Genomic DNA, 11754 nt, shown 5'->3' with positions numbered 1-11754 from the left:
CGGTCAGCCGCCGACCTGCTGGTTGTAGCCGGCCACGATGTTCTCCAGGGCCTTGTCGGCCGACTGCTGGCCGTTGATCGCCTTGCCGAGCTCCGTCTTGGTCGGGTCCTCGGTGAGGCTCTTGCCCTTCAGCACCCAGTTGGTCTGGGCGCCGCTGAAGTAGCCGGAGATCGGGGCGTAGAGCGGGATCGACTCGTTGTACAGCTTGAACGCCGCCTGCGCCGCCTCCGACTTGAAGGGGTACTTCGGGGACAGACCGCTCTCGACCGGCAGGAACCCGGACGCCTCGCACAGCGCCTGGTAGTGGGCCGGCTCGTACAGCCAGGACAGGAACTTCGTCGCGGCGGTGGCCGCGTCGCCGTTGTTGTTGAAGCCCACCGTCATGCCGCCGCTGTTGACGTCACTGGCCTGCACCGGCTGGGCGGGGGTCGGGACGCTCGCCCACTCGAACTTCTTGATGCTCTCCGCGAAGGCGGGAACCTGCCACACGCCGGACCAGTAGGCGACGACGTCACCGCTCTGGAACATGGCGGACGGGTCGGCGCCGCTGGTCCACACCGACTTCGGCATGGTCTTGTCGTCGTTCCATCCGACGAAGGTGTTCACGGCCTTCTTGGTCGCCTCGTCCACCGAGAACTTGCCGGAGTCGTCCGCGTGGACGTACTGGCCGCCCATCTCGTACACCATGGCGCGAAGCCGGGACGGCGACTGGTCGAAGGTCAGGGAGTACTTGGCCTTGGTCTTCTCGCGGACCTCGTTGGCCGCCTTGATGAAGTCGGTCCAGGTCCAGGTCTTGTCGGGCGAGGTCGGGAAGGAGACGCCGGCCTTCTCGAAGAGCGACTTGTTGATGAACATGCCGGACGCGGTGACGTCCGAGGGGATGGACAGCACCTTCCCGGACGAGTCCTTCGCCAGGAAGTTGGCGTTGATGTTGTTGCTCTTCTTGTTGGCGATGGAGCTGAGGTCGAGCAGCTTGCTCGACCAGATCGGGTCCAGCGCCGGCACGGCCGCCACGTCGGGCAGGGAGTTCGCCTGCGCGGCGTTGTGCAGCTTCGTCGTGTAGCCGTCGTACGGGAGGTTGACGAGCTTGACGTCGACGCCCGTCTCCTTCTTGTACTGCGCCACCATCTTCTTCCAGCCCGCGTCCTGCCCCGGAACCGTGGAGATCCAGAACGTCAGGGCCTTGGAGCTGCCGCCCGAGTCGCCGCCCCCGCCACAGGCGGAGAGCAGCAGGGCACCTGCCGTGGCAGCGGCGGCGAGGGGAGCCACGCGGCGCAAGCCGCCACGGCCGAGTCGGCGAGAGCGCCGTACACCCACAGTGGTCATCTTCGATCCCTTGTTTCGTCGTAGGAGACGGAGCACGGCGCCGACTGAGGCGGCACGGGTGCATTTTGCAGGAAAAGTCACTTTCGGGGGGCGCGGCCTCGCCCGGCCGCGTCGTCCACGCGGGGCGGGATCCCCGGCCGTCCTGGCCGTCACCGCACGGGCACGCCCTCGTGCGGTTGCCGTACGTCGAGTACGGGCGGGAGGCTCACCCCAAGTCGGCGTCCCGGCCGACTTAGAAAGCGCTTGTCCGGACATTGGCAGACCGAGTCCGAACCCGTCAATCCTTCGCCCGCGCCGCCTGGGTCACGGTTTGGACTCCTCGGGCGACGGCGAGCCGGGCGGCCCCCACGACGGTGCCGAGATCACCGACCTGGCTGCTGACCACCTCGGTGGGCCAGCTCAACCGCTCCAGTTCGGCCCGCACACCGGGCAGGAGCTGCGGAAACGCGCCGGTGCTGCCGCTCAGGACGAGCAGCCCGGGGTCCAGTACGGCGGTCACGGCGGCGGCCAGCCGGCCCACGTCCACCGCGTGCCGGTCGACGATCGCGCGGGCGGCGGCGCTGCCCTGTCCGGCCAGCGAGAACAGGCGTTCGGCGGTACGGGGACATGAAACGTCGGATTCCGGCCAGACCTCGGCGGTCCGGCGCAGCAGGGAGCGGGCGCCGATGTACTCCTCCAGGGCCTCTCGGCGGGGCTCCAGGGCGTCGTCCCAGGGGTAGGGCAGCCGGGCGAGCTCTCCGGCCGCGCCGTTGGCACCGGCGAGCACCTGGCCGCCCACGACGATGCCGAGACCGATACCGACACCGATCCGCAGATAGCCGAAGGTGTGCCGGCCGCGCGCCGCGCCCTCGTGCAGCTCGGCGAGCGCGGCGCAGTTGACGTTGTTCTCGAGGTGGACGGGCACGCCGGGCGGCAGCGCCACGGCCATCGCGTCGAAGACGGGTCCCGCCTTGGCGGTCGCCGGACGCACGGTGCCCTCCTCGGCGCGCGCGGTGACGTCACCGACGGCCACCACGATGGTGCGCAGCGGCGCGTCGGCGGGGAGCGCGCACAGCGCTTCGCGCACCACGTCGGCGGCCTCGTCGCGGGAGCCGGTGGCCTCGGCGAGCAGGGTGCCGTCCAGGGCGCAGCCACGCACCCTGGTCAGGGCGGGGCCGAGGTCGACGGCGAGTACGGAGCCGGCCGCGGGGCCGAGTCCGTATACGGCGGCGGAACGGCCCGTACCGCCGGAGGCGATGCCGGAGTGGGCGGCGAGCCGGGCGTTCTCCAACTCCGCCACGGCGGAGGACACGGTCGGCTTCGACAGGCCCGCCAGAGTCGCGAGCTGCGGCCGGGTGGCCGTGCCCGCCCCGGCCAGCACGGCGAACACCGCGCTCGCGCTCTCGGTCAGGCGGGGGGCCTTCGCCACTTCGTGTTCCACAGTTCTCCCCCAGGTCGAGGGCCGCGCTCCCCGGTAGCTCGATGTCGTGGGATGCGGCGACGGGATGCCTTGATATCGCGGATTTCCGCCTCGTTCCGGCCCTTGGGGCCACGATCTCGGTCGAGTGCGCGATACCTCTTGACACGCACTGTACTTCGTTAGTTAACTTCCTAACGAATGTCACGGTACTCGCCTGCCGTGTCCGCCCAGAGGCCCGTCCCGGGGCTTCACTAGGTCTTCCCAAGCTCTTCCGTACAGCCTCCGTACTGCAGGTTTTCCCTGCTCCCGGCACGGTTCGCCCACCGTCGCAGCCACAGCGCAACGACGAAAGAGGATCCGTGCAGGACTCTCCCTTCCCGCGCCCGCTCGTCGTGGGTATCGACGTGGGCGGCACCAAGACGCACCTGCGCGCCTACGCCGGGGACGATCTGATCGCCGATCACGTCCGCCCCAGCAGCGGCTGGCGTCCGCACGACCCCGTGGCCGCCGCCGGCTGGCTGGCCGCGCTGGTCACCGATGCCCTGCCCGCGGGCGCGCGCCCGTCCGCCGTCGCCGTGGGCGCACACGCCTGCGAGACACCCCGGCAGTGCGCCGAGATCCGCGCCGCCCTGCATCCTCACTTCGACGCGCCCGCGTCGGTCGTCGGTGACGCCGAACTGCTCGTTCCCGCCGCCGGTCTGGACCGGGGCGCCGGCCTGGTCGCCGGCACCGGTTCCGTCGCGGTGGGCCGCCGCGAGGACGGCACCCTCGTCCAGGTCGGCGGCTGGGGCGCGCTCCTCGGCGACGAGGGCGGCTCCGCCGGTCTCGTCCGCGAGGCCGCCCGCGCGGTGTGGGCGGCACACGACCGGGGCGAGGAACCCGACGAACTCGCCAAGGGCCTACTCGCCGCGTTCGACGTGCCCGACGTGCCCGCGCTCGGCGGGGCACTGGAGGCCGCCACTTCTCCGTCCGCGGACTGGGGCCGGCACGCGCCGGCCGTCTTCGCCGCCGCCGAGGTGGGCTCGTCGCTCGCCGCCACGGTCGTAGCCGAGGGCGGCCGGTCACTCGCCGCGCTCGTCGCCCTACTCGCCTCGCGTGGTGTCCCGGTAGCCGACGTGGTGTTCGCGGGCGGTACTGTGCTCGCTCAACCAGCCCTGCACGACGCGCTGTTGGCGTCACTTGCCCAACTCGTCCCCGGCGCCCGGCTACAGCCGTTGAGGGTGCCGCCGGTCGAAGGGGCCGTGGAGCTGGCTCGTTCACTCGTATGACAGTTCGCGGCCGTCCCGCGGTCGCCGAACCATGGGCATCGGTACATGCCCTGGCCGTAGATCTTCGCTCGTACGACCCACCCCGTGCGCTTCCTCCTCCGGAAACACACAACACACAGACCTCGTACACCCCATGTGCCCCATGCGTACCTGGGACACCGCCGTCCGCTCGTCGTCACCCGGCCGCAGGGCCGAGAACTCAAGAGAGGCATCGCATGCCGTCAGCAGCCGGGCACCACGCCACCCCGTCGGCCCGTGGCCGTGAACTCACCGTCGACAGACGCGGGTTCCTTCGTACCTCCCTCGGCGCGTCGGCGGGCTTGCTCGCCGCGCCGACCGCCGTCAGCTGGCTGGCCGCGGCCGACGCGAAGGCCGCCACCGCGCCGCCTCTCGCGTTCGTCGACGACTACAGCACGAACATCGTGGCCAACGCGACGGCCGAGACCAACGCGGTGATCCGCGCGCTCGGCGGCTTCGCCAAGGTGTGGAAGACCGGCGACGCCTGGAACACGGGCACGCCGCTGCTGCCCGAGATACTGCGCGCCAACGTGCGTTACTCCATACGCCTCACCCACGGGCGTACGGAGGAGCAGGCGAGGGAGGCGTTCGTCTACGACCGTCAGCACCAGAGCTACGCCATCATCGGCGGGCTCGGCCCGCTGGCCGACCTGTACCGCTCGGGCGCCAAGGCGGTCACCTCGATCACCTCCGCCCCCCACGGCATCCCGGCCGCCAAGATCAACGACGCCGTCCCCGCCGACGCCCCCGCGGGATCCGCGCTGGGCGCCGGCTCGTACGACTCGGACCTCGGGCAGGTGGCCAAGCTCGTCGACACCGTGCGCGGCGACTTCACCTCCAGCAACCCCGCCAAGTTCAGCTTCCAGTACCCGCGGCCGTGGCGGATGAACGAGAACAGCGAGGTCGTCGAAACCGGAACGACCGACGCCCTCGGGTTCCCGGTCTACGACTCCGACGTCGTCGTCGTGACGCAGCTCCTGCGGCAGCGCAGCGACGTCCCGGCCGAGGACGGCGGTTTCCCCAGCGGCCACACCAACGCCTTCCACCTGGCGGCCCTGGCGTACGCGTACGCGGTCCCGGAGCGCTTCCAGGAGATCGTGACCCGTGCCTTCGAGCTGAGCCACACCCGGATCATGTCCGGCATGCACTCCACCGTCGACGTCATCGGCGGCCGGATCATGGCCACCGCGCTGGCCGCCGCCGTGCTGTACAAGCCGGAGAACACCGCGCTCAAGGCCGCCGCCCGCAAGCAGGCCGCCGAGTACTTCCAGGCCAGGACAGGCACGACGGCCGACACGCTGTTCGCCTACGCGCACTCCGACGCCCACGACAAGTACCGCGACCGGGCCGCGAACCTCGCCCTGGTCACGCCCAAGCTGACGTACGTCCTTCCCCGGCAGGGCCGCTCGACGCCGCTGACCGTCCCGAAGGGCGCCGAGGTACTGCTGGAGACGCGCCTTCCCTACCTGAGCGCGGACCAGCGCCGGGCGGTGCTGCGCACGACCGCGCTGCCCTCCGGTTACGTCATGCTCGACGGCTTCGAGCAGTGGGGGCGGCTCAACCTGGCCGTCGCGGCGGACGGATACGGCTCCTTCGAGTCCGACGTGACGGTCGAGCTCGACGCGGCGGCGCACGGCTTCGGTGCGGCCGACGCCTGGCGCAACGACATCGACGGCCGGGGCGGGCTGACCAAGACCGGTACCGGCACGCTGACGCTGACCGGGCAGAACAGCTACACGGGCGGCACGGACCTCAAGGCCGGGGTGCTGGTCTCCGCCTCGTCCCACGCGCTGGGCCACGGCGATGTCCGGGTACAGGGCGGCACGCTGCGGGTGACCGAGCCGGTGCAGCTGCACGGCACGTACTCCCAGCAGTCGGGAACGCTGGCGGTCACGCTGCGCAAGGACCGTCACAAGGAGGTCGTGACGGTGGGCCGGCGCGTACTCCTGGAGAAGGGCAGCGTGCTGTCGCTGACCCTCGACGCCAAGAACCCGCCTGCCGTGGGCAGCGTCGTCCCCGTCATCGGCGGCGCGGCGCTCCGTGGCCACTTCGACCGTGTCGTGGTGAACTCGGACAAGATCCGCGCCGTACCCGTCTACACGGCGAAGGGTCTGTCGGTACGGCTTCTGAAGCGGTAGCGCACGCCGCGGGGCGGGAGCTGATGCGAGAGTAGGGCCATGGCCCGGCTCCGGATCACTCCCGCCCCCGCGCGGTCGGCGTCGCCGCGGGGCGGACGATGACGCGCGACCGGCACCCGGTTCTCGACCCCGGGACTTCCCCCGACGCCGGAAGCCCGCCCGGCTGCGAGGCTCCGGAGGATGTGCTTCCCGGTGCCGCTGTCGCCGCGCCGACGGCCCCGACCGGACGTGCGCGGCTCCTCGCCCGGCTGAGACATCACCGCCGCCTGCTGGTTGCGCTCGCCGTCGCCGTCCTGCTCCTCCAGATGGCCGTGGCGATGGTCACCACGGCGGTGGAACAGACGCCCACCATCGACGAGCCCGTGTACGTCGGCACGGCGGCCGTCTACCTCCACGAGCACAGCCTGCGCCTCAACCCCGAGCACCCGCCGCTGGGCAAGCTGCTCATCGCCGCCGGGGTGGCCGCCGCCGACCCGCACTTCGACCCGGACTACGCCGGCGACCAGGGCCACGTGGGCCGCCATCTGCTCTACGAGTCCGGCAACGACCCCTGGCGGCTGATGCTGTGGGCGCGGCTGCCGGTGATCGCGCTGACGCTGCTCCTCGGGCTGGTGGTGTTCGCCTTCGGCCGTGAACTCGCCGGTGCGGTGGGCGGGTTGGTGGCGCTCACCCTGTACACGTTCTCGCCGGACGTCGTCGCGCACGGTTCGCTGGCCACCCTCGACGTACCGGCGGCCGGGTTCGTCCTGACGTCGGTGTGGCTGCTGTGGCGGGCGCGCCGACGGCCCGGCCCGTATCTCCCGCTCGCCGGAGCGGCTCTCGGGGCGGCCGTGGCCACCAAGATGAACACCCTCGCCGCCGTCCCCGTGCTGCTCCTGCTGGCCGGCCTGTCGGTGTGGCGCGCCCGGCGCACAGCGGTCCCGGGAGCACGGCTGAAGCTGCTCGCGCGGTCCGGTGCGGGCGCGGCCGTGGTGGCCCTGGTCGCGGTGGCCGTCGTATGGGCGTCGTATCTCGCCGTCGATCCCCTGTTGCACTGGGCGCCGGTCTCCGGCGAGGTCCCGGCCGTGCACGGACTGCGGGGGCGACTGACCGGTCTGCTGCCCCTCCCGGAGGCCTACCGCGACGGGATGCGCATGCAGTTCGGCCTGGAGAACGCCCACTGGGAGGGCTTCCTCTTCGGGCGGCACTACGAGGGTTCCCTCTGGTACTACCTGCCGGCCGCGCTCCTGGTGAAGACGCCGCTCGGCATGCTGGCGCTGTGGGCGGCGGGCACGGCGGCATTTTTGACGGTCCGTCAACTACGATCTGTCGCCCCCTACTTGTTGCTTCCCACGGCCGTGCTGCTGGCCGCGGCCATGGACGGGGAGCGGAACTTCGGGGTGCGGTACGCCATCTTCGTGCCGATGTTCGGGGCGGTGGCGGCGGTCGGTGTGCTGACGCTGCGGCGGCGGTGGATGCCGGTCGCGGTGGCGGGGCTGCTGGCGTTCGTGGCGGTCAGTTCGCTGCGCACGTTCCCGTTCTATCTGCCGTACTCCAACGAGGCGTTCGGGGGAACGGCGAAGACGCACGAGCGGCTGCACGACTCCAACGTCGACTGGGGCCAGGATCTCGGGCGCCTCGCGGACCGGCTGCGGGACCGGTACGCGGGCCAGCGGGTCTGGCTGGTCTACAAGGGCAGCGGGGTGCCGGCCTTCTACGGGATCCACGCCTCCGATCCGCGCAAGCAGCCCGAACGGAAGGTGCGCGGGCTGCTGGTGGTGTCGGACTCGTCGGTCGCCAAGGCGCGGGGGCCACTGGCCCGGCTGATCCACAGCAGCCACGAGGTCGACGAGGTGGGCCACTCCATCACGATCTTCCGCCGGTGAACGGTGAGCTATGTTGAGTCGCTGTGGGAGACGAACGAGGCACATCGGTGCCATCGCCGCAGCAGGCACGCGCCCAGGCGTCCGCGATCACCTCGGGGAAGACGGCCCCCGAGGCCGAAGCGGCCCCGACCTCCCGGCTGCGGGACCTGTTCGACGGGCCCCGGCTCTCCCCCGGCCAGCGGCGCATCGCGCAGTACCTGATCGAGCACATCACCGAGGCCGCGTTCCTGTCGATCACCGATCTGGCGGACCGCGTGGGAGTGAGCCAGCCGTCCGTGACCCGGTTCGCGGCGGCCGTCGGCTTCAGCGGTTACCCCGCACTGCGCGAGAGGCTCCAGGCCATCGCGCTCAGCACCCTCGCGAGCGCGCCGGGCACCACGGAGGAGAACCGGAGCAACGAGCTCCAGGCCGCCGTGGACGCCGAGATCGCGAACCTGGAGAACCTGCGGCGGGACTTCGCCGACCCCGACCGCGTGATCGAGGTCGGCCGGCACCTGTCCCGCTCGACTCCGCTCACCGTGCTCGGTCTGCGCATCTCCGGATCGCTGGCCGAGTACTTCGCCTACGCCGCCCGCCGTATCCACCCCGACGTCCGGCTGGTGACCCGGGGCGGCAGTGTCGCCTACGACGCGCTCCTGCAGTCGCGGGGGGCCGGAGGCACCTGGGTGCTGGCCTTCTCGATGCCCCGGCACGCGCAGGAGACGCTCACCGCGGTGCAGGTCGCCCGGCGGGCCGGGCTGCGGGTGGCCCTGATCACCGACCTGGCCCTCGGCCCGCTCGCCGACGAGGCCGACGTCGCCTTCGCCACCGGCACGGGATCCCGGCTGGTGTTCGACTCCTACGCCGGGCCCGCCGTGCTCTCGGCCGCGCTGCTCCAGGCCATGACGGACGCCGATCCGGAGCGGACCCAGGGGCGCCTGGAGGAGTACGAACAGAGCGCCGACCAGCATCACTTCTTCCTCCGGGACTGAATCTGCCGCCTGCTCCCTCGTCCGGGCGTATGGGTGTTCATCCCGTTTTGTGCATGAATTTTTTCATACTTCTTGCAAACCGGACGGCATATATAAATACTGCTCACGGATCGCGTCCCGGTGGGACTCCGGGACACGTTCCAAGCCCTGCACACCCGCTGCCGCCGTCTCCTACCCGCGTCGGCGCCTCGGGTGTCCGGACGGGTGCCGCCTGCGCGAACGCCCGTTGCGGCCCCGGCCATCCCCTAGGCCGGGGCCGCTGAATCCCGTCGCACCACCCTGTCGACGCCGCACTCCCGGAGCGATGACCATGCCCATGACGTCCACGATGACCACGCGTACCAGTCCGGACTGGCCCTGTCAGGTCAAGATCCCCGGGAGCTACGACTGGGAACGCTCGGCGGTCAAGTGGCTGCGCGAGCTGGTGCCGACGCGCTACGCGGGCTACCCCACGCTGATCCGCCACCCCGTGCTGCTGGCCCGGCACGCGCACATCCAGGTCCAGCACGAGATCCGGGTCGCCCGCACCGCCCTCCAGACGGCCCGCGCCGACCTGCCCGGCCTCGGGCTGAGCGAGTCGGTCATCGAGCACACGATCAAGATGTACGCCGCCGAGGTGCTCCAGCTCCAGCACATCGCCCGCAGCATCCGAGCCGTCACCCAGGCCCTGGTCGACACCCACGCGGCCCGCTGAGCCACCCGCCTGTCGGCCTCTGAGGGCATCAGGACCCCGTACGGGACTCCAGGTCCTTGCGGGTGTCGTTCCCGTAGACGCCCGTCTCGTCGCCGCGGATGCCGTACCAGAGCTGGAAGCGGGCCACGGCCTCGGTGAGGCCGGTGTCGTAACTCCCGCTGGTGGCACCGTGCGTGTAGACGTCCGGGATGCGCAGCAGACGTTCCTGGAGGTCGGTCACCTCGGGACCGCTGTCCCCCTCGCGGAGGGTGCCCGCGCCGTCCGGGTCCGCCGCGGCGGGCGCCGACTCGACGGGGGCCGAGGCCGTGACGCTCGGGGTGGCCGAAGGTGCCGGGCCGACCTCCTCACCCTCGGCGCTGCCCGGGAGCAGCAGGGCCGAACCGAAGCCGACCAGCGCCGCCGCGCTGACGGCGACCGCGACGGCGGCCCGGCGCAGGTTCGGCCCGAACCCGAAGCCGGCCCGTTCCCGCTGAGCCCGCTTACCCGCCTGCCGGGCCTGGCCCCTCCGTCCCCGCTGCTCCCTCCGTTCGGCGCGTCCGCGGTGGGCGACCGGGGGCAGCTGCTCCGTCGCCTCCTCCACGTCGGGCGCGGGCCGGGGCAGCGGGACGGCCTCGTAGCCCTCCGGAATTCCGGCCATCGCCTCTTCGTGCTCTCGCATGAGCTGCGCCAGCGCCTCGGTACGGCGGCGGCGCACCACGCGCGTCGGCTCCAGGGGCCGGCGGCCTTCCGGCCGGCCCGGTGCGGGCGGTGTCGACACTCTGCACCCCTTCCCTGCGTACGGACTCCACACGGGCCGCGTACGGCGATGCCGTCGGCTCCGTGAAGTGATACGCGGTCAGAAGCCGCCGGGTTCAGTGCGGCGGGGCCGAGGTCGGGGTAAGTGCGGGTGTCCGTCGCCGCCTCGGCTCAGGCGCCGCGCTCGACGAAGTGGTCGAGGTGGTCCGGGGTGGGGCGCAACAGGCCGTCGCGCACCGCGAGGGCGGTGGCCTCGGCGCGGGAGGCGGCGCCGGTCTTGCGGAGCAGATGCTCGATGTGGCTGTGCACGGTCCGCGGGGACAGGAACAGCGCCTGCGCGATGGCCTGGTTGGTCTGCCCGGTGGCGGCACGCGTGAGCACCTCCAGCTCGCGCGGGCTGAGCCCGTACGGCAGTTCGGTCGGCGTCTCGTGGACCAGCACCGCCTCCGCCGGGCCCGCCGGACCCGGGGTCGTGGTGTGCCGGTACAGGGAGACGCGGTACCAGGTGCCGTCGAGCGGCCACAGCAGCCGCAGCCGCCGGCCGCCTGTCCGGGCGAAGGCGCGCAGCAGGGGGCGGAACTCCTCGTCCGCCGCCACCCGGGCACGCTCCCGTCCCGGCAGATCGACGCTCCCGCCCTCGGCGACGAGGCTCGCCGCGCCCTCGGCCGGCAGTCCGTGCAGGTCGCCGGTGTGGGCCGTCGGGTCGGCGAGGGCGCCGAGCGCGGGGATGACGGAGGCGAGGAGGTGACGGGCCTCGGTGTCGTAGGCGTCCGCGTCGCGGGTGGAGAGGGTGATGAGGCCGACGAGACGCCCGTCGTGCCGGAGCGCTCCGGTCATGGCGTCGCGCAGTCCCGCCGGGCGGACCCGGTCGGCGTAGAACCAGCCGTGCCGGAAACGCTGCCCGGGGTCGTCGGCGTCCTCGGAGATGGAGGGCGGCATGTCCTGGCGGACGACGTTGCGGTACCAGGGGGTGTCGACGAACTCGGCGGCCAGCGCCTGCGACACCTCCGCGGTGTAGCCGATGCCGGCGAGCTGAACGTGCTCGCCGGTCAGCGGGTCGATGGTCAGCAGGGTCGCCATGTCGAGGGGCAGGGCGCGGCGGAGTTCGTCCAGGGCCTGGGAGCACGCCGTCACGGTGTCGCGCTCGCGCGTGAGCATGCCGATGCGGGTGGCCGCCGCGATCTGGTGGTGGCTGAGCATGCGCGCCTCCGGGAGCTGCCCGGGAGTCATCCAGCAGCGAAGTCGTTTGGCCCCTAACGCTAGGGCCGCACCCCCTGCCGGACAAGACGTTCACCCGGACGTGACCGGATCGGTTCCGGCGCACCAAGGGATGGATCACG

Annotated in this window: 9 protein-coding genes; 5 read left to right on the top strand and 4 right to left on the bottom strand. The window is 71.9% G+C overall.

Features of this window, described 5'->3' with window-relative positions; all coding sequences use genetic code 11:
- Nucleotides 1-3: 3 nt before the first annotated feature.
- A complete protein-coding gene (locus STRTUCAR8_RS47515) occupies nucleotides 4-1326 on the bottom strand; it encodes an extracellular solute-binding protein (RefSeq protein ID WP_044474131.1) in 1323 nt (440 codons plus the stop codon).
- Nucleotides 1327-1603: 277 nt separating this feature from the next.
- Nucleotides 1604-2734, bottom strand: coding sequence for an ROK family transcriptional regulator (locus STRTUCAR8_RS47510; protein ID WP_100247813.1), 1131 nt, complete (start codon nucleotides 2732-2734; stop codon nucleotides 1604-1606).
- 350 nt (nucleotides 2735-3084) lie between these two features.
- On the opposite strand from STRTUCAR8_RS47510, the gene STRTUCAR8_RS47505 reads away from it, so the two are divergent.
- The 5 genes from STRTUCAR8_RS47505 (at nucleotide 3085) to STRTUCAR8_RS47485 (ending at nucleotide 9679) form a co-directional block, all read left to right on the top strand.
- Entirely contained in the window at nucleotides 3085-3993 is a 909-nt protein-coding gene (locus STRTUCAR8_RS47505) for an N-acetylglucosamine kinase (protein ID WP_006383675.1), read from the top strand.
- A gap of 215 nt (nucleotides 3994-4208) precedes the next feature.
- Nucleotides 4209-6149: a phosphatase PAP2 family protein gene (locus STRTUCAR8_RS47500; RefSeq protein WP_006383680.1), complete on the top strand. Its 1941-nt coding sequence runs from the start codon at nucleotides 4209-4211 to the stop codon at nucleotides 6147-6149.
- A gap of 98 nt (nucleotides 6150-6247) precedes the next feature.
- Entirely contained in the window at nucleotides 6248-8014 is a 1767-nt protein-coding gene (locus STRTUCAR8_RS47495) for an ArnT family glycosyltransferase (RefSeq protein WP_044474130.1), read from the top strand.
- A gap of 47 nt (nucleotides 8015-8061) precedes the next feature.
- Entirely contained in the window at nucleotides 8062-8985 is a 924-nt protein-coding gene (locus STRTUCAR8_RS47490) for a MurR/RpiR family transcriptional regulator (protein WP_044474129.1), read from the top strand.
- 304 nt (nucleotides 8986-9289) lie between these two features.
- Nucleotides 9290-9679: a hypothetical protein gene (locus tag STRTUCAR8_RS47485; RefSeq protein ID WP_179200586.1), complete on the top strand. Its 390-nt coding sequence runs from the start codon at nucleotides 9290-9292 to the stop codon at nucleotides 9677-9679.
- 28 nt (nucleotides 9680-9707) lie between these two features.
- Here STRTUCAR8_RS47485 and STRTUCAR8_RS47480 read toward each other — a convergent pair whose 3' ends face one another.
- Together STRTUCAR8_RS47480 and STRTUCAR8_RS47475 are read right to left on the bottom strand one after the other, a co-directional pair.
- Nucleotides 9708-10436, bottom strand: a complete 729-nt coding sequence (locus tag STRTUCAR8_RS47480; RefSeq protein WP_006383699.1) for a peptidoglycan-binding domain-containing protein — start codon at nucleotides 10434-10436, stop codon at nucleotides 9708-9710.
- A 149-nt stretch (nucleotides 10437-10585) separates the two neighbouring features.
- On the bottom strand, nucleotides 10586-11614 hold the full coding sequence (locus STRTUCAR8_RS47475) for a LuxR C-terminal-related transcriptional regulator (RefSeq protein ID WP_006383681.1): 1029 nt from the start codon (nucleotides 11612-11614) through the stop codon (nucleotides 10586-10588).
- Nucleotides 11615-11754 lie beyond the last annotated feature (140 nt).

It is taken from the genome of Streptomyces turgidiscabies Car8 (assembly GCF_000331005.1).
Lineage (GTDB): Bacteria > Actinomycetota > Actinomycetes > Streptomycetales > Streptomycetaceae > Streptomyces > Streptomyces turgidiscabies.
Note: the sequence above shows the minus strand (reverse complement) of the source record. Positions and strands in the feature narration are given on the sequence as shown.

Coding starts and splice junctions, on each gene's coding strand:
- STRTUCAR8_RS47515 (WP_044474131.1), bottom strand. CDS start 1,326: ATGACCACTGTGGGTGTACGGCGCTCTCGCCGACTCGGCCGTGGCGGC.
- STRTUCAR8_RS47500 (WP_006383680.1), top strand. CDS start 4,209: ATGCCGTCAGCAGCCGGGCACCACGCCACCCCGTCGGCCCGTGGCCGT.
- STRTUCAR8_RS47495 (WP_044474130.1), top strand. CDS start 6,248: ATGACGCGCGACCGGCACCCGGTTCTCGACCCCGGGACTTCCCCCGAC.
- STRTUCAR8_RS47485 (WP_179200586.1), top strand. CDS start 9,290: ATGACCATGCCCATGACGTCCACGATGACCACGCGTACCAGTCCGGAC.
- STRTUCAR8_RS47475 (WP_006383681.1), bottom strand. CDS start 11,614: ATGCTCAGCCACCACCAGATCGCGGCGGCCACCCGCATCGGCATGCTC.